At 52.4% G+C, this 24,482-nt stretch carries 19 protein-coding genes and 3 rRNA genes; 5 read left to right on the top strand and 17 right to left on the bottom strand.

Annotated features, from left to right (window positions below):
- Positions 1-23: 23 nt before the first annotated feature.
- Positions 24-2,879 carry an EAL domain-containing protein gene (locus AC1WNR_RS00405; protein WP_481642584.1) on the top strand — a complete coding sequence of 952 codons (2,856 nt, stop codon included), beginning with the start codon at positions 24-26 and terminating at the stop codon, positions 2,877-2,879.
- On the opposite strand, the gene AC1WNR_RS00400 is transcribed toward AC1WNR_RS00405, so the two are convergent.
- The 4 genes from AC1WNR_RS00400 to AC1WNR_RS00385 all read right to left on the bottom strand — a co-directional run bounded on the left by AC1WNR_RS00400 (position 2,857) and on the right by AC1WNR_RS00385 (position 8,733).
- A complete protein-coding gene (locus AC1WNR_RS00400; protein ID WP_481642583.1) occupies positions 2,857-3,114 on the bottom strand; it encodes a hypothetical protein in 258 nt (85 codons plus the stop codon). The genes AC1WNR_RS00405 and AC1WNR_RS00400 overlap by 23 nt on opposite strands.
- 614 nt (positions 3,115-3,728) lie before the next feature.
- Positions 3,729-3,844: ribosomal RNA gene (rrf, locus tag AC1WNR_RS00395) — 5S ribosomal RNA — on the bottom strand.
- A gap of 225 nt (positions 3,845-4,069) precedes the next feature.
- A 23S ribosomal RNA gene (locus tag AC1WNR_RS00390) occupies positions 4,070-6,955 on the bottom strand.
- 238 nt (positions 6,956-7,193) lie between these two features.
- A 16S ribosomal RNA gene (locus AC1WNR_RS00385) occupies positions 7,194-8,733 on the bottom strand.
- The 16S, 23S and 5S rRNA genes sit together here, the layout of an rRNA operon.
- 358 nt (positions 8,734-9,091) lie before the next feature.
- Between AC1WNR_RS00385 and AC1WNR_RS00380 the strand changes: the two genes are divergently transcribed.
- A complete protein-coding gene (locus AC1WNR_RS00380) occupies positions 9,092-9,469 on the top strand; it encodes an Lcl C-terminal domain-containing protein (RefSeq protein ID WP_481642582.1) in 378 nt (125 codons plus the stop codon).
- Positions 9,470-9,504: 35 nt separating this feature from the next.
- Here the strand turns inward: AC1WNR_RS00380 and tatC are convergent, their stop codons facing one another.
- The 8 genes from tatC to AC1WNR_RS00340 form a co-directional block, all read right to left on the bottom strand.
- Positions 9,505-10,311, bottom strand: coding sequence for a twin-arginine translocase subunit TatC (tatC, locus tag AC1WNR_RS00375; RefSeq protein WP_481642581.1), 807 nt, complete (start codon positions 10,309-10,311; stop codon positions 9,505-9,507).
- Complete coding sequence (tatB, locus tag AC1WNR_RS00370; RefSeq protein ID WP_481642580.1) at positions 10,308-10,784, bottom strand: Sec-independent protein translocase protein TatB; 477 nt, start codon at positions 10,782-10,784, stop codon at positions 10,308-10,310. Before tatB ends, tatC begins: the two co-directional genes overlap by 4 nt.
- A 6-nt stretch (positions 10,785-10,790) precedes the next feature.
- A complete protein-coding gene (tatA, locus tag AC1WNR_RS00365; protein ID WP_481642579.1) occupies positions 10,791-11,033 on the bottom strand; it encodes a twin-arginine translocase TatA/TatE family subunit in 243 nt (80 codons plus the stop codon).
- 65 nt (positions 11,034-11,098) lie between these two features.
- The gene (locus AC1WNR_RS00360; protein ID WP_481645343.1) at positions 11,099-11,425 is read right to left on the bottom strand and encodes a phosphoribosyl-ATP diphosphatase; all 327 of its coding nucleotides are present in this window, start codon (positions 11,423-11,425) and stop codon (positions 11,099-11,101) included.
- 15 nt (positions 11,426-11,440) lie between these two features.
- On the bottom strand, positions 11,441-11,836 hold the full coding sequence (gene hisI, locus AC1WNR_RS00355; RefSeq protein ID WP_481642578.1) for a phosphoribosyl-AMP cyclohydrolase: 396 nt from the start codon (positions 11,834-11,836) through the stop codon (positions 11,441-11,443).
- Positions 11,837-11,847: 11 nt separating this feature from the next.
- Positions 11,848-13,476: a ubiquinone biosynthesis regulatory protein kinase UbiB gene (gene ubiB / locus AC1WNR_RS00350; protein WP_481642577.1), complete on the bottom strand. Its 1,629-nt coding sequence runs from the start codon at positions 13,474-13,476 to the stop codon at positions 11,848-11,850.
- Between the two features lie 111 nt (positions 13,477-13,587).
- Complete coding sequence (locus AC1WNR_RS00345) at positions 13,588-14,220, bottom strand: thiol:disulfide interchange protein DsbA/DsbL (protein WP_481642576.1); 633 nt, start codon at positions 14,218-14,220, stop codon at positions 13,588-13,590.
- 144 nt (positions 14,221-14,364) lie between these two features.
- Positions 14,365-14,961 carry a c-type cytochrome gene (locus tag AC1WNR_RS00340; RefSeq protein WP_481642575.1) on the bottom strand — a complete coding sequence of 199 codons (597 nt, stop codon included), beginning with the start codon at positions 14,959-14,961 and terminating at the stop codon, positions 14,365-14,367.
- A gap of 168 nt (positions 14,962-15,129) precedes the next feature.
- On the opposite strand from AC1WNR_RS00340, the gene yihA reads away from it, so the two are divergent.
- Positions 15,130-15,771, top strand: a complete 642-nt coding sequence (gene yihA, locus AC1WNR_RS00335) for a ribosome biogenesis GTP-binding protein YihA/YsxC (protein ID WP_481642574.1) — start codon at positions 15,130-15,132, stop codon at positions 15,769-15,771.
- Between the two features lie 17 nt (positions 15,772-15,788).
- Here yihA and AC1WNR_RS00330 read toward each other — a convergent pair whose 3' ends face one another.
- The 4 genes from AC1WNR_RS00330 to polA all read right to left on the bottom strand — a co-directional run bounded on the left by AC1WNR_RS00330 (position 15,789) and on the right by polA (position 19,891).
- Positions 15,789-16,013, bottom strand: coding sequence for a hypothetical protein (locus AC1WNR_RS00330; RefSeq protein ID WP_481642573.1), 225 nt, complete (start codon positions 16,011-16,013; stop codon positions 15,789-15,791).
- A 102-nt stretch (positions 16,014-16,115) separates the two neighbouring features.
- Entirely contained in the window at positions 16,116-16,433 is a 318-nt protein-coding gene (locus AC1WNR_RS00325; RefSeq protein WP_481642572.1) for an AzlD domain-containing protein, read from the bottom strand.
- Positions 16,426-17,148, bottom strand: a complete 723-nt coding sequence (locus AC1WNR_RS00320; RefSeq protein ID WP_481642571.1) for an AzlC family ABC transporter permease — start codon at positions 17,146-17,148, stop codon at positions 16,426-16,428. The genes AC1WNR_RS00325 and AC1WNR_RS00320 overlap by 8 nt, the downstream gene beginning before the upstream one ends.
- Before the next feature lies 1 nt (position 17,149).
- Positions 17,150-19,891 (bottom strand): DNA polymerase I, encoded by a 2,742-nt coding sequence (polA, locus tag AC1WNR_RS00315; protein WP_481642570.1) that lies wholly within the window; start codon positions 19,889-19,891, stop codon positions 17,150-17,152.
- A 58-nt stretch (positions 19,892-19,949) separates the two neighbouring features.
- On the opposite strand from polA, the gene AC1WNR_RS00310 reads away from it, so the two are divergent.
- Positions 19,950-20,987, top strand: coding sequence for a homoserine kinase (locus AC1WNR_RS00310; protein ID WP_481642569.1), 1,038 nt, complete (start codon positions 19,950-19,952; stop codon positions 20,985-20,987).
- 15 nt (positions 20,988-21,002) lie between these two features.
- On the opposite strand, the gene AC1WNR_RS00305 is transcribed toward AC1WNR_RS00310, so the two are convergent.
- On the bottom strand, positions 21,003-22,154 hold the full coding sequence (locus AC1WNR_RS00305; RefSeq protein WP_481642568.1) for a GAK system CofD-like protein: 1,152 nt from the start codon (positions 22,152-22,154) through the stop codon (positions 21,003-21,005).
- Between the two features lie 108 nt (positions 22,155-22,262).
- Between AC1WNR_RS00305 and uvrD the strand changes: the two genes are divergently transcribed.
- Positions 22,263-24,458, top strand: coding sequence for a DNA helicase II (uvrD, locus tag AC1WNR_RS00300; RefSeq protein WP_481642567.1), 2,196 nt, complete (start codon positions 22,263-22,265; stop codon positions 24,456-24,458).
- Positions 24,459-24,482 lie beyond the last annotated feature (24 nt).

Below are 24,482 nucleotides of genomic sequence, written 5' to 3'. Positions count from 1 at the left end.
TCGCTCCCTGAATTGAGGCCCCAATGTCAGCTCAACCCAAACCTGAAAAGCAACATCTGTCGAGTCGCGAGAAGCTCTTTGCTCATCTGGCGAAGACTCAGGCGCTCAGTCATGTCGGGAGCTGGGAGCTCGACCTGCTAGAAAATTCGCTTTGGTGGTCACTAGAGGTCTATAAAATCTTTGAGCTCGATCCACTGACTTCACCCGCTTCATACGAATCTTTCTTGGCCCTGATCCATCCTCAAGATCGCGAACTGCTTAACCAGGCCTTTACTGAATCGGTTGAAGAGCGGCGTCCTTACGGCCTCACCCATCGCTTGTTGTTGCCGGACGGGCGAATCAAATATGTTCACGAGAGCGGTATGACAGCCTATGCAAACGACGGTACACCGCTACGGACCGTTGGTACCGTCCAAGACGTAACAGAGGTTGTAGCGGCTAGCGCTCAACTTGAAGCCAAAGAGAGCCGCCTCAGCTCAATTTTGAACGCACTACCCTACGGGATACAGGAAAATGACCTAGAGGGAACAATAACCTTCAGTAACAAAGCACATCGCAACATACTCGGCTATGCCAAAGGCGAGTTAATAGGGCGCAAAATCTGGGACTTCACCGTGACTGACCAAGACAGGGCAGATACGCGAGACTACCTGACCCACATCATCGCAGATAGACCAATACCCTCACCCATTATCGCAAATAATCTAACCAAGACAGGCGAAGCGATATGGGTACGTATTGATTGGAGTTATCGCTATAACGCCGAGGGGGAGTTACTGGGACTGACCTCAATCGTGACCGATATCACAGGACAGAAAAACATAGAGACCCGCCTTGCAGATACCGAATTTGAGTGGACGGAGGCGATAAACCAAGCTGAGCAGCAGATCCTGATTCTCGATGCAGATTCTCGTGTTCGCAGGGCGAATCGGGCTTTCTATAGCTATTTTGGCCTTACCCAGCCCCAAGCCTGCTGCCAAAAACTTAGGGACCTGCCTGAACTAGCGAAAAGCGACGTGCAACCGCTGATCGAGCGTCTTGGGGAGCTGGTCTCAGACGGAGACAGTGTTATACAAGCCAGTGGTCGCGGCGAGGAGTTCGAGCTTCAATGCAAAACACTGCAGAACGAAGCTCACAATAAACGGGGTTATTTAATCACCCTGACCGATATTACCGACCTGCAGCGACTCAATAGACGCATCGAACTCTTAGCCAAGATATTCGAGAATACGGCAGAGGGGATCATGCTGACTGACGCCAATAAGCGCATCGTGCAGGTAAACGATGCTTTCCGCCAGATAACCGGTTTCTCACAACAGGATGCCGTGGGCAAAACGCCTGCGATTCTCTCATCCGGGCGCCATACAATAGGTTTCTACAAAGAGATGTGGAAAACCATCAAAGAGAGCGGCCGCTGGTCGGGCGAAATATGGAACCGTAAAAAAAACGGAGCGGTTTTCCCCGAACTTCTGACTATAAACAGTCTTAAGAACGAGCAGGGCGAGGTGACTCACTACGTCGGCATCTTTTCCGACATCTCGAAGCTAAAAAGCTCACAAGAGAAGTTGAAGCACCTTACCCACTACGATGCGCTTACAGACCTGCCAAATAGAGCGCTTCTGGTTGAGCGAGTTGAGCAGGCAATCCGCCACGCTAACCGTACCAGCAATCGGGTCGCTCTAGTGATGTTGGACTTGGACCGTTTTAAACATATCAACGAGAGCTACGGCCATACGGTTGGCGATAAATTAATTGCGGACGTGGCAAATAACCTGCGCCACGTAGTTCGCGATGACGATACACTCGCGAGAGTTGGCGGTGACGAGTTTGTTCTGCTATTCGAGGATATCGAAGATATCGCTAAACTTGGCTTCATGACCGAGAGAATTCAACGAGCGCTAGCTGCCCCGATCGAGCTGCCAGACCAGATCGTTAATATGACGGCGAGCATGGGAATCTGTGTCTACCCCGAGGATGGAGCCAATGCATCTGAACTGATGCGCAACGCAGACGCCGCAATGTTCCACGCGAAAGCCCAGGGCCGCAACACCTATCAGTTCTACACAGAGGAGATGACGCGCAAAGCATTCGAAGTCTTACTCCTCGAAAATGACCTTCGTCAGGCAACAGAGCGAGAAGAGTTGGTTCTCTACTACCAACCCCAGATCAATATGAAGCGCAGGGAAGTTATAGGCGCTGAAGCCCTTATACGCTGGAATCACAAAGTCCTCGGCACTGTATCCCCAGCGCGCTTCATCCCTATCGCAGAGGAGTCAGGATTAATCGTTGAGATCGGTGACTGGGTTTTAGAGGAGGGTTGCAGACAGATGAGTAGCTGGCAGCAATCGGGTCTCAACGTAAATCATTTAGCCCTTAACGTTGCCTCACTGCAACTTAGCCGCGGAGGATTAGTGACACGTTTGGGCGCATTACTGAGCCAGTACCGCCTGGAGAGTAAACAGATTGAGCTGGAGGTAACTGAGGGATTCGTTATGGATCGTTCCGAACGCTCAATCAGTCAACTGCGAGCCTTGCGAGAACTTGGAGTCACTATCGCGATTGACGACTTCGGTACAGGCTACTCCTCGCTTAGCTACCTCAAAGACCTCCCAATGAACAAACTGAAAATCGACCAGTCGTTTGTTCGGGGGCTACCCAACGACAAGGCCGATATGGCACTGACGAAAACCATAGTAGAGCTGGGTAACGGTTTGGATATGGAAGTTATTGCTGAAGGTGTAGAGACGGCGGAGCAGGCAGCATTCCTTATAGCTGAGGGCTGTCATAACGCTCAGGGCTACCTCTACGGCAAACCCATGCCAGCAGATGAATTTGAAGGGTTTTGGAAGGCCTCAGTTAACGGCCTAAGAAGCGTTTGAGCTTCACCGCCAACGGTGAGTTCTGACGCAGCAGATGTTGAAAAGCTCGACTCCACCCCATAATCGACAACACAAACATAAAGCCTAGCTTCACATCATCAGCAACAACTGCCACCAGCGTCATCGTCGCGATAGTCGCCAATACCGAAAGAATGATCACCTCAAGCTGACGCGGCCGAAAAAACCGCCAGTAAATGAACAGAACCACACCAATAATGATCAGGATAAAATGCATGTGCTGAGGCTAGGGGATGTGGATAGGAAAAGCAACGCTAAATGGCGTTCATACCGCCGGCAAAATGATCTGTTTGCGAGGGTAACCCAACCGGCAGGTTAAATCCTGGATGGATTTACATCGCCGAGTGCATGGATGCACGATAAGGCGATGCCGTAGTGAACGGATACGATGGTGGTATACCTAGAAACGAACTGAACTAGCTTAGGTCTGGGTAACCCAACCGGCAGATGTCCTAAGACCCGCTCGAGACGTCCGTGTATCGCTTCGTGATTTACATCCCTGTAAATCAAGAGTCTCAGGACACCTACCGGTTGAGTTTCGAATTTAGGCACAAGACATCTGAATACAAGGGGTATCGGGATAAGGGATCGCGCAGCGATCGGCAATTAAAACCAGGATGGTTTTATGTCGCCGAGCGCATGGATGCGCGAAAGGCGACGCCCTACTCTGCAGCCTGCAAGGCTGCCCTCCTTGAAGTGCTTCCCAGTGCACGCTGAGGTAGATATTCAGTGTGACTCCGCCTTGAACTTGTTGTGTAGCCACTGCTTGCAGTGGCTTATAAAGCAGAAAACCCCATCCACAACGTGGATGGGGTTTTTGCTTTATTAGGTGCCTGGCAATGACCTACTCTCACATGGGGAAACCCCACACTACCATCGGCGATGACGCGTTTCACTACTGAGTTCGAGATGGGATCAGGTGGTTCCACGGCTCTATTGTTGCCAGGCAAAACTGGTTGCTAGTTTTGCGCTTTCTATGTGCTTAGCTGCTGCTTTGCACTGCTACTAGCTAATTCGGATCTTGTCTGTCTGAACCTTGTTGGGTCAGATCAGCGAAAAAGTCTTTGTCTGTATCGATTGATACAAGCTACAACCGTAATCAATCTTAAACCACTCAGTTGTTCATCTTGATGTGCTTCTAATCAGCACACCTCAGACAACTTTGGCGTTATATGGTCAAGCCTCACGAGCAATTAGTACTGGTTAGCTCAACGCCTCACAACGCTTACACACCCAGCCTATCAACGTCCTAGTCTTGAACGGCTCTTTAGGGACCTCAAAGGTCCAGTGAGATCTCATCTTGAAGGGGGCTTCCCGCTTAGATGCTTTCAGCGGTTATCCCGTCCGAACGTAGCTACCCGGCAATGCCACTGGCGTGACAACCGGAACACCAGAGGTTCGTTCACTCCGGTCCTCTCGTACTAGGAGCAACTCTTCTCAAATCTCAAACGCCCACGGCAGATAGGGACCGAACTGTCTCACGACGTTCTAAACCCAGCTCGCGTACCACTTTAAATGGCGAACAGCCATACCCTTGGGACCGGCTTCAGCCCCAGGATGTGATGAGCCGACATCGAGGTGCCAAACACCGCCGTCGATGTGAACTCTTGGGCGGTATCAGCCTGTTATCCCCGGAGTACCTTTTATCCGTTGAGCGATGGCCCTTCCATACAGAACCACCGGATCACTAGAACCTACTTTCGTACCTGCTCCACGTGTCTGTGTCGCAGTCAAGCACCCTTATACTCTTGCGCTCATTGGCTGATTTCCGACCAGCCTGAGGGTACCTTCGTGCTCCTCCGTTACTCTTTGGGAGGAGACCGCCCCAGTCAAACTACCCACCACACACTGTCCTCGATCCCGTTCCGGGACCTGAGTTAGAACCTCAACGTTACCAGGCTGGTATTTCAAGATTGGCTCCATGAAGACTGGCGTCTCCACTTCAAAGCCTCCCAGCTATCCTACACAAGTAAGGTCAAAGTTCAGTGTGAAGCTATAGTAAAGGTTCACGGGGTCTTTCCGTCTAGCCGCGGGTACGCTGCATCTTCACAGCGAGTTCAATTTCACTGAGTCTCGGGTGGAGACAGTGTGGCCATCGTTACGCCATTCGTGCAGGTCGGAACTTACCCGACAAGGAATTTCGCTACCTTAGGACCGTTATAGTTACGGCCGCCGTTTACTTGGGCTTCGATCAAGAGCTTCGCCTAAGCTAACCCCATCAATTAACCTTCAAGCACCGGGCAGGCGTCACACCCTATACGTCCACTTTCGTGTTTGCAGAGTGCTGTGTTTTTAATAAACAGTCGCAGCCACCTGGTATCTTCGACCGGCCTCAGCTTAGGGAGCAAGTCCCATCACCAAAACCGGCGCACCTTCTCCCGAAGTTACGGTGCCATTTTGCCTAGTTCCTTCACCCGAGTTCTCTCAAGCGCCTTGGTATTCTCAACCTGACCACCTGTGTCGGTTTGGGGTACGATCCCACATAACCTGAAGCTTAGAAGATTTTCCTGGAAGCCGGGCATCAACTACTTCACTTCATATAGAAGCTCGTCATCAGATCTCAGCCTTAAGAGGAACCGGATTTACCTAGCTCCTCAGCCTACATCCTTAAACGCGGACAACCAACGCCGCGCTAGCCTAGCCTTCTCCGTCTCTCCATCGCAGTTATGCGAGGTGCAGGAATATTAACCTGCTTCCCATCGACTACGCTTTTCAGCCTCGCCTTAGGGGTCGACTCACCCTACCCCGATTAACGTTGGATAGGAACCCTTGGTCTTCCGGCGAGGGAGTTTTTCACTCCCTTTATCGTTACTTATGTCAACATTCGCACTTCTGATACCTCCACGGTGCCTTACAGCTTCCGCTTCAACGGCTTACAGAACGCTCCTCTACCATGCCCTAAGGCATCCGCAGCTTCGGTGTCTAGTTTGAGCCCCGTTATATCTTCCGCGCAGGCCGACTCGACTAGTGAGCTATTACGCTTTCTTTAAAGGGTGGCTGCTTCTAAGCCAACCTCCTAGCTGTCTGAGCCTTCCCACATCGTTTCCCACTTAACTAGAACTTTGGGACCTTAGCTGGCGGTCTGGGTTGTTTCCCTTTTCACGACGGACGTTAGCACCCGCCGTGTGTCTCCCATGATTGCACTCTTGGGTATTCGGAGTTTGCATCGGGTTGGTAAGTCGGGATGACCCCCTAGCCGAAACAGTGCTCTACCCCCCAAGGTGAGACATGAGGCGCTACCTAAATAGCTTTCGAGGAGAACCAGCTATCTCCGGGCTTGATTAGCCTTTCACTCCGATCCACAGGTCATCCGCTAACTTTTCAACGGTAGTCGGTTCGGTCCTCCAGTTGATGTTACTCAACCTTCAACCTGCCCATGGATAGATCGCCCGGTTTCGGGTCTACTCCCAGCAACTATGCGCCCTATTAAGACTCGGTTTCCCTACGCCTCCCCTACTGGTTAAGCTTGCTACTGAAAGTAAGTCGTTGACCCATTATACAAAAGGTACGCAGTCACCGAACTAAGTCGGCTCCCACTGCTTGTACGTACACGGTTTCAGGGTCTATTTCACTCCCCTCACAGGGGTTCTTTTCGCCTTTCCCTCACGGTACTGGTTCACTATCGGTCAGTCAGGAGTATTTAGCCTTGGAGGATGGTCCCCCCATATTCAGACAGGATAACACGTGTCCCGTCCTACTCGATTTCACTGTAAAAGACTTTTCATATACGGGGCTATCACCCACTATGGCCACACTTTCCAGAGTGTTCTATTAAGACTTAAACAGCTTAAGGGCTGGTCCCCGTTCGCTCGCCGCTACTAAGGGAATCTCGGTTGATTTCTTTTCCTCTGGGTACTTAGATGTTTCAGTTCCCCAGGTTCGCCTCTCTAAACCTATATATTCAGTAAAGAGATACCCGCAAGCGGGTGGGTTTCCCCATTCGGACATGTCCGGATCAAAGCTTGTTTACCAGCTCCCCGAACCTTTTCGCAGGTTACAACGTCCTTCATCGCCTCTGACTGCCAAGGCATCCACCGTGCACGCTTATTCACTTGACCATATAACCCGAAGGTGTCTGATCAACTGAATGGTTCGTAACGATTGATTACGCCGGTTGGCGCTTGTATCAAACAATACAAGACAATCTTGTGCTAACTCCCTACCCGGCTAGAGTAGGTCAATTAGCACGACTTTTTCAGATCCAAATTTTTAAAGAGCGACAAAATACTGATCTCTCAAAGAGAAGGTCAGTATCAAGTAATGCGTGTGAACGCTTGCCAGGACTCGGCTATCGTTTAAGGAGGTGATCCAGCCGCTGGTTCCCCAACGGCTACCTTGTTACGACTTCACCCCAGTCATGAACCCCACCGTGGTAACCGCCCTCCCGAAGGTTAAGCTAGCTACTTCTGGTGAAGTCCACTCCCATGGTGTGACGGGCGGTGTGTACAAGGCCCGGGAACGTATTCACCGCGACATGCTGATTCGCGATTACTAGCGATTCCGACTTCATGCAGTCGAGTTGCAGACTGCAATCCGGACTACGACCGGTTTTCTGGGATTAGCTTACTCTCGCAAGTTCGCAGCCCTCTGTACCGGCCATTGTAGCACGTGTGTAGCCCTACTCGTAAGGGCCATGATGACTTGACGTCGTCCCCACCTTCCTCCGGTTTGTCACCGGCAGTCTCCTTAGAGTTCCCACCCGAAGTGCTGGCAAATAAGGACAAGGGTTGCGCTCGTTACGGGACTTAACCCAACATTTCACAACACGAGCTGACGACAGCCATGCAGCACCTGTCTCAGAGTTCCCGAAGGCACCAATCCATCTCTGGAAAGTTCTCTGGATGTCAAGAGTAGGTAAGGTTCTTCGCGTTGCTTCGAATTAAACCACATGCTCCACCGCTTGTGCGGGCCCCCGTCAATTCATTTGAGTTTTAATCTTGCGACCGTACTCCCCAGGCGGTCAACTTATCGCGTTAGCTGCGCCACTAAGTAATCAAGTTACCCAACGGCTAGTTGACATCGTTTACGGCGTGGACTACCAGGGTATCTAATCCTGTTTGCTCCCCACGCTTTCGCACCTCAGTGTCAGTATCAATCCAGGGAGTCGCCTTCGCCACTGGTGTTCCTTCCGATCTCTACGCATTTCACCGCTACACCGGAAATTCCACTCCCCTCTATCGTACTCTAGTTCCGCAGTATCAGGTGCAGTTCCAAGGTTGAGCCCTGGGCTTTCACATCTGACTGACGAAACCACCTACGCGCGCTTTACGCCCAGTAATTCCGATTAACGCTCGGACCCTCCGTATTACCGCGGCTGCTGGCACGGAGTTAGCCGGTCCTTCTTCTGATGTTAACGTCACAGTAAGCAGGTATTAGCTACTCACCTTTCCTCACATCTGAAAGTGCTTTACAACCCGAAGGCCTTCTTCACACACGCGGCATGGCTGGATCAGGGTTGCCCCCATTGTCCAATATTCCCCACTGCTGCCTCCCGTAGGAGTCTGGGCCGTGTCTCAGTCCCAGTGTGGCTGATCATCCTCTCAGACCAGCTAAAGATCGTCGCCTTGGTGAGCTCTTACCTCACCAACTAGCTAATCTTACGCAGGCTCATCTAATAGCGAAAGGTCCGAAGATCCCCTCCTTTCTCCCTTAGGACGTATGCGGTATTAGACCAAATTTCTCTGGCTTATCCCCCACTACTAGGTAGATTCCTACGCGTTACTCACCCGTCCGCCGCTCGTCAGCAGATAGCAAGCTATCTCTGTTACCGCTCGACTTGCATGTGTTAGGCCTGCCGCCAGCGTTCAATCTGAGCCATGATCAAACTCTTCAGTTAAAAGTTTTCGATTTCAAACCCGAAGGCTTTCCATCTAAATCTGCTCAAGAAAAACATTACGCTAAATGAATTCACATATAGGTTGCTTGTCTTGATTAAGCTTTGTTGCCTAATCCTGACAAGCGCCCACACGCATTACTTGATCTATTTGTTAAAGAGCGTTGCTTGTAGCCGGTAGTCCGCGTTGCCGCTGTCTCCCCAAGCGAGGCGCGTATATTACTATGCCTACGACTTAAGTCAACAACGCATCTGCAAAAAAATGTAAAAACTTTGAAATAATTTTCCTGTGTCGCGACAAAGTTCAGATTGGCCCGTTATCTGCTTTATCAAGTCCTAAACAAACAGTGGATCTAGAGTGATGCTTAAGAAAATTTTTGTTACAGGTATCAGCGCCCTAGTCGGCGGCTTCACTATCTTGACAGTTGCTGTCCTACAGACCGAGCCGACGGGGTTGCAAACAAAGCATATAAGTAGCGAGCAGTTTAGCTGGAACGACTCGGCTCAGCAGTGTAGCGCTCTTGCAAGCGATTGGCGCTTACCAACAATGATTGAGCTTCTTGCATTGAACTACGGCAATCAACAAAGGCTCTTTATTGAACAGACTGACTACTGGAGTAGTGACTCACTCTTCGGTTATGCATTTGGGCTAAACACTCATCGCGGTATTACCAGCTTCGATCGTCACGCCGATACCGACCATTTTCTCTGCGTCAGAAACCTAAAACGGCCAGCATAAGCTGACCGTTTTGCACTGCACAATAATGCTGCGTCTTAATAGTCCGAATCATTTCGATTTAATGCGTCCTCTGCCTCTGCAGCCTCGAACTCATCATCTAACTCATCCTTGCGACCACGAGTAAAGATACGACCCATAATCACACCCAGCTCAAACAACAGCCACATTGGCACTGCCAACAGAGACTGAGAGATGATATCCGGTGGCGTCAGTAGCATACCGACTACAAAGCAGCCAACAATTACATAAGCACGCTTGCTAGTGAGGCTCTCAGGCGTTGTAGCACCCGACCAGATCAGCAGTAGTGTCGCGATAGGAATTTCGAACACTACACCGAAAGCGAAGAAAAGCTTCAGTACAAAGTTGAGGTAACTACTGATATCCGTCATCACCGCAACATTCTCTGGCCCCACACTGGTAAAGAAGCCGAATATCAGCGGGAAGACTACGAAGTACGCGAATGCGATACCGGCATAGAAGAGTAGGATCGACGAGAGCAACAGCGGTACCGCCAGATGCTTTTCATTCTCATACAGTCCCGGAGCAATGAAGCCCCAAAGTTGATGCAGGATGAAAGGAATACCGATAAATATCGCCAATACTAGCGCTAGCTTGAATGGCGCAAAGAACGGCGAAGTTACATCGGTCGCTATCATACTGGTGCCCTCTGGCAACAGTGCAGTAAGTGGGTCCGACAGATAGGTATATAGGTCGTTAGCGAAGTAGAACAGCCCAAGAAATATTATTAGCACTGCTAACAACATCCGCATCACCCGCTGACGCAACTCTATTAGATGCGCTACGAGCGGCTGCTCTTGATCTACTGCTTTAGGATTGCTCATACGTCTCGCTTAGTATCGCTCGACTCGGATTCAGGGGCATGGGTGTCGGCTTCATGCGCTGACGCAATCTCCTGCTCAACAGCCTCTGACTGCTCAACGCTCCCGGCGTCTGTTGCAGCATAGGCTTCTTTGACAGCAGGATCAGCGGTGAAAGAAGCGGGGTCAAAATCCATCTGCGGTGGATCCATCGCTGCCTTCTGCGCAGGTGAGTCCTCTCCAAAAGGCTTGGAGAAGGGTTGCGACATCTCGTTAAGCTCCTTGTCTACCTGCTCTTTGCTGACCGCAGCTGTGCGCTTGAGTTCTTCAACTTTGAGTTCTGCCTGAACTTCGCGCTGAATAGAGCTAAGCGATCGCCGTATACGGCCAACCCACAGACCTACTGTCCGTGCTGCGGTCGGTAGCTTTTCGGGGCCAAGTACAACCAGACCCATGATGGCTACCACCATTAGCTCAGCGAAACCGATATCGAACATAGGAGATTATTTAGACTCAGTGTTCTCAGAAGTTTTCGCGGCTACATCGTCCTTTTTGAACTCTGCATCTTTATCTTCTGATTCAATCTTTTTCTGATCTGCAGAGTCGTCGTTCATTGCTTTCTTGAAGCCTTTAACGGCCGAACCTACGTCACCGCCCAGGTTACGCAGCTTCTTAGTACCAAACAGCAAAATGATGATGCCAAGAACGATCACCAACTGCCAAATGCTGATTCCACCAAAACCCATTGTGTCTCTCCTAGAGTAACTTTGTTGTTGTTCGTAAAGATAAGTCGAATAGATGTAAAACTCTATTATTTATTAGGGCGATTTGCTTTCTCTTCAAGGCCTGATAAACCGAAGCGTCGCCCCAGCTCCTCAACCACCTCGTTAGGTGATACTCCCAAGTGCGACAAAGCGACCATTGAGTGGAACCAAAGATCAGCGGTTTCATAAACCAGATCAGCTTTCTCACCGGATTTCTCTGCATCTTTTGCAGCGATAATCATCTCGGTGGACTCTTCGCCAACCTTCTCAAGAATTTTGTTTAATCCCTTAGCGTAGAGACTCGCGACGTAGCTCGAATCTGCATCAGCGCCCTTACGCTCCTCCAGAATACCAGCGAGTTGCTCAATAACCATATTCACCTTTTGTCCCTACTTGCTATACATCTGCTTGGGATCTTTCAAAACCGGGTCGGTCGTCTCCCAACTAAGCGTATTGCTGTCTAGCTTACGATAAAAGCAACTGCGTCGACCTGTATGACAGGCCACTGAGCCAATCTGCTCCACTTTCAGGAGGACAACATCCGCATCACAGTCCAAACGCATCTCTTTAAGCTGCTGAACATTGCCAGACTCTTCACCTTTGCGCCACAACTTCTGACGCGAACGCGACCAATAGATAGCGCGACCCTCGCGTATGCTCAGCTCCAACGACTCAGCATTCATCCAAGCTACCATTAGGATCTCGTTGGTTTCGGCATCCTGCGCAATCGCTGGTACCAGCCCCTTATCATCCCATTTAATCGCGTTTAACCAGTCAGTACTCATTTTCATCTCTCTTACGCGCGCCAGATCAACCACCAAGACGCGACAACAGGCACCCAGGTAAACCAGGGCAGCACCTCGACCTCATGCGCCAACGTAGGATGCATAAGCGATGCAACTGCGGCAAGGGTTGCCGCCAATAGCAGTGAACGGCGCGTTTTGCGTCGACGCACATCCCAACTCTGCTGCAAGCTCTCCCAATTCTCGAGGTGCTGATGCTGCGCCGTGCGGCCTTGCTGAAGGTTGTCGTATATAAGCTGCGGAATTTGCGGCAGCTTCTCAATCCAATCGGGCGCCTGCTGCTTAAGATTCTTTAGCACTGCCTTCACGCCCATGCGCTCACGCATCCAGTTCTCGAGGAAAGGCTTACCGGTCTTCCACAGATCCAGGTCGGGGTAGAGTTGACGACCCAAGCCTTCAATATTGAGCAGTGTCTTCTGTAGCAGAATAAGCTGCGGCTGCACCTCCATATTGAAACGCCTAGCGGTCTGGAACAGCCCTAATAGCACCATACCAAAGGAGATATCCTTCAGCGGTTTTTCAAAAATGGGCTCGCAGACTGACCGAATCGCCGTCTCAAATGCCTGAACGTTGGTATTGGGCGGCACCCAACCAGAGTCAATGTGCAGCTGTGCTACCTGACGATAGTCACGCTTAAAGAAGGCGAGAATATTACGCGCCAAATAGCTCTGATCTTCAGCGTTCAGCGAACCAACAATACCGAAATCGACCGCAATGTATTGCGGGTCGGAGGGGTTATCACGCGAAACAAAGATGTTGCCGGGGTGCATATCGGCGTGGAAGAAAGAGTCTCGGAAGACCTGGGTGAAAAAGATCTCCACACCACGCTCCGCCAACTTCTCCATGTCTGTACCTTGCTCGCGCAACGCCTCAACATCAGCCACCGGGATCCCCGAGATACGCTCCATCACCAGTACACGAGGACGGGTATAATCCCAAAAGATCTCTGGCACATAGAGGCTAGTGGAACCCTCGAAATTGCGCCTTAAAAGTGAGCCATTAGCCGCCTCTTTGCGCAGATCAAGCTCATCGATGATCGTCTGCTCATACTCGGCAACCACTTCTACGGGACGCAACCGCCGCCCTTCAGACCAGAGGCGCTGCACCATATGAGCCAGCGTATAGAGCAGCTCCACATCCTGGCGGATTACCTTATCGATGCCCGGACGAATAACCTTTACGACTACGGCTGTCCCGTCATGAAGACGGGCGGGGTGAACCTGAGCGACTGAAGCGGAAGCAAGTGGAGCTGGATCAAATTCGGCAAACAGCGTTTCGATTGGCTGCTGTAGCTGCCTTTCGATTATCGCTCGTGCTTCCTGACCGCTGAACGGAGGCACTCGATCCTGCAGTTTCGCTAGCTCATTCGCCAACTCTTCAGGTAACAGGTCGCGGCGAGTTGAGAGTGTCTGCCCGAATTTAATGAATACCGGACCGAGGGCAATCAGCGCCAAACGCAGTCGCTCGGCTGAACTGGCACGCGCTGAAAAAAACAAGCGCCAAGGCAGCAACTTAACAAGCAGACGAACATAGGCAGGCAAGGCAGCCTGATCAAGGAAGGTATCCAGACGGTAGCGCGCAATAACCCAGTAGATGCGCAGCAACCTTAGTATGGTTTGCACTATTGCTGATACTCAGACAGATAAGTTAAGCCGGCATTATGCCAGTTAAAGTCCCCACAAAAAACAACCGCCCCAGTTGGGGCGGTCGCTAGAGCCTTTGGATAAGGCAAATTAATTAGCCGCGCGCTCTTTTTCGATCAGATGCTCGACTACCTTGAGCATATTGGCATTGCTGCCGGCCTCAGAAGCGCTGACGATGTATTTACCATTAACGATCATAGACGGCACGCCCTGCACTTCATAACCCTTGGCTCGCGAAGCGCCCATCTTCAACTTCATACCTACGGAGAAGCCGCTCATCTCCTTAAGCACACGATCACGGTCTACACCGTAATCTGCGAACAGATCGGCAACCTGCTCAGCGTCACGGAAGCGGACACGCTGCAGATGCAGTGCATCGTATATTGCCTGGTGCACTTTCTCTTTCACACCCAGCAGATCAGCAACGTAGTAGGCACGGGCCATCAACTCGTGGCTACGGCTAAAAACCACCGGCATGTTCTCGAAGCTTACATCCGCCGGCAACTGCTTTGACCAAGGCGCCAGCATCGGCTCGAACGCATTACAGTGCGGGCACCAGTAGCCAAAAGCCTCAACAACTTCGACCTTGCTTGCATCTGCAGTTGGGACTGGATTAGAAATTACACGGTAGTGCTCACCGGCAATCCACTCTTGCGCCTGCACTGTCAGGGCACTCAGTCCAAAAAGTGCTGCAACAAACCACTGCGTAAGGCGATTAGTCATTGTTATCTCCGAATAAGTTTCTGTTATCGCTATAGTAAAGGTGTGTGGGCTGAATCTTAGCTGAAACCTAGCAACAATGCTGAACAGCTTTCGACAGAGACAAAAAAAGCAGCCTAAGCTGCTTTTTTTAACAGGTGCCAGACCTTACTTGGTCAGGCCCTGGATGTAGGAAGCGACCGCTTTCATATCAGCTTCGCTCATCTTTTTAGCAACGCCCATCATCATCACATTGTCGCGCTCGCCTTTGGCGAACTTAACTAGTGAGCTCTCGATGTATGCTGCGTGCTGACCAGCGAGTGCTGGGAAGCCAGCTGATTCCAGGCCATCGCCGGTAGGACCGTGACAGGCTGTACATGCTGCCAAGCCTTTTGACTCATCACCTGCACGGTAGATCTCCTGACCCAGAGCAACCAGCTCAGGATCAGCCTGACCACCCTGACGCTTCTGACCCGCGTAGTAAGCCGCCATGTCAGCCAGATCTCGCTCCGAAGAGGCGTCTAGCAGGCCAGTCATCTCTACGATGTTGCGTTTCTTAGACTGGATATCTTTCAGCTGGTTGAACAGATACTTCTCACCTAGACCCGCCAACTTTGGAAAGTTAGGGGCAGCAGAATTACCATCAGCACCGTGACAGCCGGCACATACAGCAACCTTAGTCTGTCCCGCTTCTGCGTCACCCGCAGCCTGTGCACCGGCAACTAGACCGAACGTGAGCAGTGTTCCTATAACAAGATTTTTCATCGTTTAGACTTCCAATTAACTTGCTTGCAATTCGTTTGCTTACCCAATTTACGCTGAACTTTTGTGGTGGTTCTGTCGCTAGGGCGCTAAAATTGGCGGCATTATAAACCTTATAAGGCGTTTCTAAAACCGATTTTCTGGTAATAAGCGTCGAACCGCGAGCTATAGATGACTGAAGAAACGCCAAAAATCCACTTCAACACCGCCAAGTTTCAGATAAGTGCGTCCAAGTTGAACCAGTGTCCGGAAGATATCGGTGCGGAAGTAGCCTTTGCAGGGCGTTCAAACGCCGGCAAGTCGAGTGCGATCAACGCTTTGACCCAGCAGACAAGCCTGGCACGCACCTCGAAGACGCCAGGACGCACTCAGTTGATCAACTTCTTCTCGCTTAATATCGAGGGACTGCGCATCGTTGACCTACCGGGTTACGGCTACGCTAAGGTACCCGTAGCAATGAAGCAGCACTGGCAGCAGCACCTTGATGAGTATCTGCAGAAGCGCGAGTGTCTTCAGGGCGTTGTACTAGTGATGGATATCCGTCATCCCATGAAGGAGTTCGATGAGATGATGGTGGGCTGGTGTCAGGCGACCGGTATTCCACTGCATGTCCTGCTCACCAAAGCAGATAAACTCAAGCGTGGTCCGCAACAAAGTACGCTGCTGAAACTACGCAAAGAGCTTAAAGCCGTGCTCGGCGACAAGGTGAGCGTGCAGGTATTCTCTGCACTGAAGAAGCAGGGAGTCGATCTGCTACAGAACCGACTGAGCAGTTGGATGCTTCCCGAAGAGCATGAAGCGACTGGGGAGTAAGCTCCTCAGCTCGCCACTCAGTCGTCATCCATCTCAAGTTCGGCAGGGGTTCGCGTAACGCAACCGGTCACCTGGCTGTCATCATCCTCACCGACACGTCCCTCGATGAGCATAGACGCTTCACTCGGTTTCAGCTTCCAGTTGGTGTACTGCTTGCAGTCGCTGCAGAGCAATGAGTCGATGCTTGAGAGTCGAATGAGGGCGTCAGAGCCACAGTGGGCACAGGTTTTTCTTGTGGGCATTGTCGGTACTTAAATTCGTGAATTTACTGAAGTTTAAACCTGAATTGGCTGATTGTCTCCGCAGATTGATGTAAAGCCCTGCTGAGAGGGCATTCAGTGTATTCAGAGCAGGGCGTTGATGCCGAAGTAGATCAGGAGGCCGGCGGAGATCGATTTCATCAGTGATTGGGTCCAGACACCGATGATTAGGATCGCGGCCGCGGCTATTAGTCGCAACGGCTCGAAGTCGCCGGTCTTGTTGGTCAGAATGATCGGCGCACAGATACCCGGCAGCACTGCTACTGCCGAGTAGTTCAACATACGGCGGAAATATGCCGGCAATGGACGATCGCCGACTAGGCCCATAAATGAGAAGCGAATCATCCAGGTGCCGATACCAAGCAGGATGATAATGGTCCATACGTAGCTTGAATCAAACATCCGCCGACCTCCGACGCTCAAGACGTTTCTCGATCTCTGCTCCGACAATCAGGGCCAGCAGTGCAGCCAGCAGCAGTCCTGAGTTGAACGGCAGTGATGCGAAAGCCAGGGTACCCGCCACAGAAGTAAACGCTGCGGCGAGGTGTGGCAGCGAGCGTAACAGCGGCGCGACTAGGGCAAGGAAGGTTGCCGGTATCGCAAACTCCATGCCGATATCGGTCGGCAGCAGATCTCCCAAGGTAGCGCCCAGATACGTCACAACATACCAGAGAATCCCCAGAGGAATGCCTACCCCCAAGTAGAAGCCGAAGCGCTCATCACGCGGACGTTGTGGATTTTTGGTGATATCAACTGAAGTCATCGCGAAGGGCTGATCGAACAGCCAGTAGGCGGCGACCGCCCGCTTCCACAACGGGAAGGCGCCAAAGTGCTCCACCAGTGCGGCCGAGTAAATAGCCATACGCATATTTACCGCCAAAGCGGTAAACACGACTATTAATACCGGAGCATTTTCGTTCATCAAGCTGAGCGCAGTTACCTGAGCAGCACCCGCGATCACCAGCACTGAGAAACCCATTACCTCTGCCAGATTAAGCCCTGCCTCGGTGGCAATCACGCCAAACAGCATTCCGAATGGGCCGAGCACCAGTGCGAAGGGTAAGCCGCTCCAGAAACCTTGGCGGAAACCGCGAAGAAAAGGGCCTTTTGTCTGCACTTTAGTGAGCCTGCTCCCAGTTCTCGCCAACGCCCACTTCTACCAACAAGGGCACGCTCAGCTCAGCGGCACTCTCCATCAGCTGGTGAATCTTGGTGTTAAACGCGTCGAGTTGTGACTCTGCCACCTCAAACACCAGTTCATCGTGCACCTGCATGATCATATGGGCATCAATATCCGACTCAGCTAACCAAGCATCCACCGCCAACATCGCGCGCTTGATGATATCGGCGGCAGTTCCTTGCATCGGTGCGTTGATCGCGGTGCGCTCAGCTGCTTGGCGGGACATCGGATTACGCGCGTTGATCTCGGGCAGGTGTAGGCGACGGCCGAAGATGGTCTCTACGTACCCCTTATCGCGCGCCTTCTCACGGGTGTTGTCCATGTAGGCCCGCACACCGGGGTAGGTCTCGAAGTAGTGATCGATATAGCTCTGGGCCTCTTTTCGACCCGTGCCCAACTGCTTCGCCAGGCCGAAAGCTGACATGCCGTAGATCAGGCCAAAGTTGATCGCCTTGGCGCTGCGACGCTGATCGTCTGATACCTCAAGCGGGGTCACCTTGAATACTTCCGCTGCCGTTGCACGGTGAATGTCCTCACCAGCGGCAAAGGCGTTCACCAGACCGGCATCGCCAGACAGGTGCGCCATAATACGCAACTCAATTTGGGAGTAGTCGGCCGCCACAATCTTGTAGCCAGCAGGCGCAATGAACGCATTACGAATACGGCGGCCTTCAGCCGAGCGTACCGGGATATTCTGGAGGTTCGGATCCGTCGAACTGAGACGACCTGTCGCAGTGACCGCCTGATGATAGGAGGTGTGCAGGCGTTTAGTGCTGGGGTCGATCATGGTGGGCAGTTTATCGGTGTAGGTCGATTTCAACTTGGCCAAACCACGATGCTCAATGATCAGCTTCGGTAGTGGGTACTCCAGTGCCAACTCTTGCAGCACCTCTTCCGCAGTTGAAGGTGCGCCCTTAGGTGTCTTCTTGATGACCGGCAAGCCCTGCTTCTCAAACAGAATTGTCTGCAGCTGCTTGGGTGAGCTCAGATTAAACGGCTCGCCTGCCGCTTCGTATGCCTCTTGTTCCAGCTCGGCTAGGCGGATCTCAATCTCTGCACTTTGCGCGAGCAGCATTGCCGGGTCGATCAATGCCCCGTTACGTTCGATATGTGAAAGCACCGGTACTAGCGGCACTTCAATATCGTTTAGCACAGCGTTTAATTCTGGTTGGTCGGCGTAGGCTTGTTGCAGTGTCTCATAAAGACGCCAGGTGATATCAGCATCTTCAGCCGCGTAAGCGCTGGCAGGTTCTATCTCTATCTGATTGAAGGTGAGCTGCTTCTTACCCTTGCCAGCCAGCTCTTCAAACTTGGTGGTGCTCTCATCCAGATAGTAATTGGCGAGGCTATCCATATCGTGACGGGTCGCCGTGCTATTGAGCACATAGGACTGCAGCATGGTGTCGGCCGCGATGCCCCGCAACTCGATACCGTAGTTGGCCAGCACGTTCATATCATATTTGAGGTGCTGACCCACTTTGGTGATCGTTTCGCTCTCCAGCAACGGCTTGAGTTTCTCAAGCGCCCAGTCGAAATCGATCTGAGCAGGCGCTCCCATGTAGTCGTGCCCGAGTGGCAAGTAAGCGGCTTTGCCCGCTTCACAACAGAAAGAGAGACCTACCAGCTTCGCCTCCATGTAGTTCAGGCTAGTAGTCTCTGTATCGACGGCGAAGGTGCCAGCCGCTGTCAGTCGCTCTATCCAGGCTTCAAGTTGAGCCTGCTCCAGTAGCGTTTCGTACTCGCGCACAACATCAATTTTGGTCGGCTTAGCCACTGAAGCGCTATCAACACCACCCGCTTCAAGTTCGGCAACCCAAGTGCGAAACTCACACTCGCGGAACAGTTCCGCCAGCGTTTCTGGCTGAGGCTCGGGGCAGCAGATATCGCCCAGATCGATGCTTAAAGGAACATCAGTTTTAATGGTGGCCAGCAGATAGGATAGCTCAGCCATCTCGCGGTGCTCTTCCAGCTTTGCCGCCATAGTCTTTGAACCACGAAACTCCAGTTCAGCGATCTTTTCGAGGTTCTGATAAAGGTCGGAGATACTACCGATGCCCTGCAACAACGCCAATGCGGTCTTCTCACCCACGCCCGGCACACCCGGAATGTTGTCAACCTTGTCGCCCATCAGCGCAAGGAAGTCGATGATCAGCTCAGGTCCAACGCCGAACTTCTCCACCACACCGGTCGGGTCCATACGCGTATCGTTCATTGTGTTGATTAGCGTGACACGCTCATCTACCAGCTGCGCCATATCCTTATCACCGGTCGAGATGATTACCGAGCGGTCTGCTTTCTCGGCCTGACGCGCGAGCGTACCGATCACATCATCTGCCTCTACACCCTCTTCAACAAAAAGCGGGATGCCCATGGCAGCGATAATTTTATGGATCGGCTCTACCTGCGAGCGCAGATCATCCGGCATCGGCGGGCGCTGCGCTTTGTACTCCGGAAATATCTCATCACGGAAGGTTTTACCCTTAGCATCAAAGATCACTGCAATCGGTGACTCTGGGTAGGCCTTCAATAGACTACGCATCATCGAAGTTACTAGGCGGATAGCGCCCGTGGGTCGGCCATCCTTGGTACGCATATCCGCCTGCTGCGAGGCAAAAAAGGCTCGATAGAGGTAGGAGGATCCATCAACGAGGACAATCGGTGCGCTAGTGCTATCGGTCATATGAAGATACTTGTTGTAGTGAGCTAAGATTTGACGCAACATCATAGACAAATAGGGAGTGGCCGACTACCGCCAAGTGCTGATTCAGCGCTCTGAGCGCGCCGGGCCAACCGATCGGTTTAAGGATAGTATGGCGGTTTACACAGTAGTGAGCCTGCAACAGGTCAACGACCTTTTGGCAGACTTCGAACTCGGCCAGGCAACAGCGCTACATGGCATCTCTGGTGGTATTGAGAACACCAACTACTTCGTTGATATCGAGCTGGCGAGCAAAACGACCCGCTATGTGCTCACTCTGTTTGAAGAGATATCACCCGACGAAGTTCCGTTCTTTGTTGAACTGGGGACCTGGTTGGCGGATCGCGATGTGCCCGTCTCCTATGCAATCGCAGACCGCAATGGCATCGGCCTGAAACAGCTGTGTGGCAAACCCGCAATTCTGCAGCCCTGCTACAGCGGCGACCATATCAAACGCAATGCTCTGACGCCTGATCACTGTGCTCAGATCGGGGCTATGCTGGCGCGCTACCACCAAGCTGGCAGCGAATTCTATATGAAACGCCAAGCTCACCGCGGTGTGTTTTGGTGGCGTCGAGAGTCGAGCCGCCTGGCGAGTCAGATCCCAGCTGACGATGCAGCACTGTTGAAGAGCGAAGTGGACGCTTTTGATCAGCTGCGCGAGACGGCCGACCTACCGATGGGCATTATTCACGGCGATCTGTTCCACGATAATGCGCTGTTTGATAATAATCAGCTCACTGCCGTGCTGGATATTTACAACGCCGCCACCGCCTATCTGCTGTTCGACCTCGCGATCGTTGCTAATGACTGGTGTATCAATGCGGATCTACAGATCGACCCTGCGAAGGAGCAAGCGCTGTTAGAGGGCTATGCATCGGTGCGCGCATTTACTGCAGCCGAACGGGAGGCCTGGGCGTTACTCACGCGCACTGCCGCGATGCGTTTCTGGCTGTCGCGCCTGGAACCTTGGGTGGAAGCTCAACAGGGTAAGGGCTCCGGCAAGACGCTACTCGACCCGAATGAGTACAAAGAGATCCTACTTCACCGTATTCAGACCCCCTCGCTTCTACCCTAATACAGCTGTTTTAGATTAGGCGAGTGCAAGCAGAGCCCGGCACAGCTTCTGCTCGTCATATCGATCAGTGCTGGCACCTGCCAGATCCATATCAAGTAGCTCAATACCCTGCTCTTTTAGCCAGCAAATAAGTTGGCTATCCACTTCAGGGTGTAGATTCGAGTCCGTCAGCAAGAGGTCAATCTTCGACGCCCTTTGAGGCTCTGTAATTGCACCCAACTGGCGCTGCAACACCTCGATTTGATCGCGTAAAGTCATGCCGTACAGCTCTGGGTCCAGCCCCAAGTTAGGTACAAAGACCTTAGGAGCGCGGCTACTAGCAATCGCACCAGCGACACCCTCCGGCAGTATGTTGGCAATCAGGCTCGAGAAGAAGCTGCCGGGTGGAAAAACCAGTAGATCGGCAGATTGAATCAGGTCACGCTCGGCAGGTCTCAGTAAGACTATCTGGCCCGGCGGATGCTCCAATGCTACCTCTGTGATGCGCTCACCCAGGGGTGGAGTCTCTTTACCCGTCATCAGATGCTGGCCAACGAGAGTGCGGCCAGACTCGGTCGTTACGCGAAGTTGGCCAACCTGTTGCGTAATGGGGCAGACAATACCCCGCATCTCAAGCAACTCAGCAAGAAGCAGGGTGATCGGCGTCAGGCTGCGCCCATCCTGCAAATAGCCACCTGTAAGCACCAGGTTGCCGAGACTAGCGCCGCGATAATCGAACTCCTCAGGCGCTTCTTGGAGGAAGCTCTCGAGGTAATGACAGATCAGCCCCTGCAACGGCTGCTGTAACGAGCTCGAGAGAGGGTCAGTGGCTTGGCTAATCTGCTCGAGGCGCAGGCGCAGTTGCTGCTGCCCAAGCTCCGTGGGTAGCCGATAGGTCATCAACCGGTAGAGTTCAGGGTGTCCGGCGCAGGTATCGTCGGCCAGTGCCATCATCCTAGAGCGAAGATCCCCGACAGCAGGCATATTGAACGCCGCGCGCAATGCGGCTGAACTGCCGCCCGAATCAAAAGGGGTAACAAGGTGAATTGAGTTGTGGGTGTGCCGCTTGAGTTCTGCAGCCAGACTATTCAGGGCGGTACCACCACTAAAAAAGAGCAGACGAGGTCCGACCTCGGGGGCGCTAGTAAGCTGCGCTCCGCTGTTCGCTCTCGGCTCTTCTTTTTCCACAAATCATCCTTGGGTGTACGTCCTTTCAGTAGACTCTAATCCTAGTCATTAGTTCCTGTAAATGCGTATACTGTACGCCCACACAGTTAAGCTTGGACGCACAGCCCCATGGATGTAACCCACATCATTGATGATCTAAACGATGCCCAGCGTGACGCAGTATCAGCAGATATCTCCAACCTGCTTGTCTTAGCAGGCGCGGGCTCCGGTAAAACTCGCGTCCTCGTGCACCGCATCGCTTGGCTAATCGAGGCTGAAGGGCTCTCTCCCTACTCTATTTTGGCAGTAACGTTTACAAACAAAGCGGCGCGTGAAATGCGAGGCCGCATAGAGTCACTGCTAAACGTCAATGTGCATGGAATGTGGGTGGGCACCTTCCACGGCTTGGCACATCGACTGCTGCGCGCGCACTGGCAAGATGCAGGGCTGCGTGAAAACTTCCAGATTATGGATAGCGATGATCAACTGCGCCTGATCAAGCGCATCGCTAAAGAGATGGCTCTGGATGAGCAGCGCTGGCCACCAAAACAGATGCAGTGGTACATCAATGCGCAGAAGGATGAGGGGCTGCGCGCTAAACATCTCCAACGGACTGGCGACCTCGTTCAGGATACGTTGATTAAGGTCTACGAGGCCTATGAGCAGGCCTGTGACCGCGGCGGTATGATCGACTTCGGCGAGCTACTGCTGCGTTGTCTTGAGCTGCTGCGCGATCGTTCACCTAATTTGCTGCAGCATTATCGTGAGCGCTTCCGTTATGTGCTGGTAGACGAATTTCAGGATACCAACTCGATACAGTACGCTTGGCTACGTCTGCTCTGTCAGGGCGAAGAGAAGCTGATGGCCGTCGGCGATGATGATCAGTCGATTTATGGCTGGCGCGGAGCTCGAATTGAGAATATTCAGAACCTACCAACACATTTCCCAGGGCTAAGAACTATCCGTCTGGAGCAAAACTACCGCTCGACTGGCACAATTCTGGACGCTGCCAACGCCGTGATCCGGAACAACCAAGGGCGCTTGGGTAAAGAGCTCTGGACACAGGGCAACGAAGGCGAGCCCCTGAGCCTCTACTCAGCGTTTAACGAGCAAGATGAAGCGCGCTTTATCGTAGATCAAATAAGCAAGTGGGTTGATGAGGGCAACCGCCGGGATGAGAGCGCCATTCTCTACCGCTCCAACGCCCAGTCGCGCGTCCTTGAAGAGATGCTGATACGTGCCGGCATACCCTACCGAATTTATGGTGGTCAGCGCTTCTATGATCGCCTCGAGATCAAGAACGCCCTTGCTTATCTGCGATTAATCTCAAGTCGCGATGACGACACTGCGATGGAGCGTGTTATCAATGTGCCGACGCGCGGTATTGGTACGCGCACACTCGAGTCTATCCGCGACTATGCGCGCAACGAGTCGGTCTCTATGTGGCGCGCTGCCAACGAGCTGGTTGAGCATCAAAAACTGCCGGGCCGCGCCAGCAACGCGCTGCAGGCCTTCCTCGACCTAATCAATCAGTTAGGAGAGGACACCGAGCATGCACAGCTGCACGAGCAGACTGAGCATGTTATTCGCTACTCAGGCCTGATCGCCCACCACGAAAAAGAGAAGGGTGAAAAAGCCCAGTCCCGTATTGAGAACTTGGAGGAGTTGGTTACGGCCGCTCGCCAATTCGAGCAGAACTGGGAGAATATGGAGGGCGAAGAGCAGACCAATGTGCTCTCGGCTTTCCTGGACCAAGCCGCTCTGGATGCTGGTGATGCACAGGCGGACCAGTACACCGATTCGGTACAGTTGATGACGCTACACTCCGCAAAAGGTTTGGAGTTCCCCCTAGTATTTTTGGCTGGCATGGAAGAGGGGCTCTTCCCACACAGCATGTCCGCTGAAGAGCCCGGCCGCCTCGAAGAGGAGCGCCGTCTCTGTTATGTCGGTCTGACGCGCGCGATGCAGAAGCTCTTCATCACATACGCTGAATGCCGCCAGTTGCATGGCCAGACTAACTACAACCGCCCGTCACGCTTTATCAATGAGATTCCTATCGAATTAGTTGAAGAGGTGCGGCTAAACGCTTCAGTTCGCCGCCCGCTGTCGGAACCCGCGCCCTCTGGTTTTGGCGACTACCGCAGCGGTAACGATGTGCCCGATACGCAACTAAGCTTGGGCCAACGCGTGCTCCATCCGAAGTTTGGTGAAGGGATGGTGATCAACTTTGAAGGTTCAGGCCCCAAAGCGCGCGTACAGGTTAACTTCGACTACGAAGGGGTAAAGTGGCTAGTGGTCGGATTTGCCAACCTGCAGCCCTGTTAAGCAGCAAGCCTGCAAGACTCTCTG

The organism is Marinobacterium marisflavi (assembly GCF_982447095.1).
The sequence above is the reverse complement of the archived record's forward strand: the minus strand, read 5'-3'. Positions and strand labels throughout refer to the sequence as shown.

Bases quoted from the DNA above. Each gene is read 5' to 3' on its own strand.
- uvrD (WP_481642567.1), top strand. From the start codon at position 22,263: ATGGATGTAACCCACATCATTGATGATCTAAACGATGCCCAGCGTGAC.
- AC1WNR_RS00345 (WP_481642576.1), bottom strand. From the start codon at position 14,220: ATGACTAATCGCCTTACGCAGTGGTTTGTTGCAGCACTTTTTGGACTG.
- polA (WP_481642570.1), bottom strand. From the start codon at position 19,891: ATGACCGATAGCACTAGCGCACCGATTGTCCTCGTTGATGGATCCTCC.
- AC1WNR_RS00405 (WP_481642584.1), top strand. From the start codon at position 24: ATGTCAGCTCAACCCAAACCTGAAAAGCAACATCTGTCGAGTCGCGAG.
- tatC (WP_481642581.1), bottom strand. From the start codon at position 10,311: ATGAGCAATCCTAAAGCAGTAGATCAAGAGCAGCCGCTCGTAGCGCAT.
- yihA (WP_481642574.1), top strand. From the start codon at position 15,130: ATGACTGAAGAAACGCCAAAAATCCACTTCAACACCGCCAAGTTTCAG.
- tatA (WP_481642579.1), bottom strand. From the start codon at position 11,033: ATGGGTTTTGGTGGAATCAGCATTTGGCAGTTGGTGATCGTTCTTGGC.
- AC1WNR_RS00325 (WP_481642572.1), bottom strand. From the start codon at position 16,433: ATGTTTGATTCAAGCTACGTATGGACCATTATCATCCTGCTTGGTATC.
- AC1WNR_RS00380 (WP_481642582.1), top strand. From the start codon at position 9,092: ATGCTTAAGAAAATTTTTGTTACAGGTATCAGCGCCCTAGTCGGCGGC.
- AC1WNR_RS00360 (WP_481645343.1), bottom strand. From the start codon at position 11,425: ATGGTTATTGAGCAACTCGCTGGTATTCTGGAGGAGCGTAAGGGCGCT.
- hisI (WP_481642578.1), bottom strand. From the start codon at position 11,836: ATGAGTACTGACTGGTTAAACGCGATTAAATGGGATGATAAGGGGCTG.
- tatB (WP_481642580.1), bottom strand. From the start codon at position 10,784: ATGTTCGATATCGGTTTCGCTGAGCTAATGGTGGTAGCCATCATGGGT.
- AC1WNR_RS00400 (WP_481642583.1), bottom strand. From the start codon at position 3,114: ATGCATTTTATCCTGATCATTATTGGTGTGGTTCTGTTCATTTACTGG.
- AC1WNR_RS00340 (WP_481642575.1), bottom strand. From the start codon at position 14,961: ATGAAAAATCTTGTTATAGGAACACTGCTCACGTTCGGTCTAGTTGCC.
- AC1WNR_RS00330 (WP_481642573.1), bottom strand. From the start codon at position 16,013: ATGCCCACAAGAAAAACCTGTGCCCACTGTGGCTCTGACGCCCTCATT.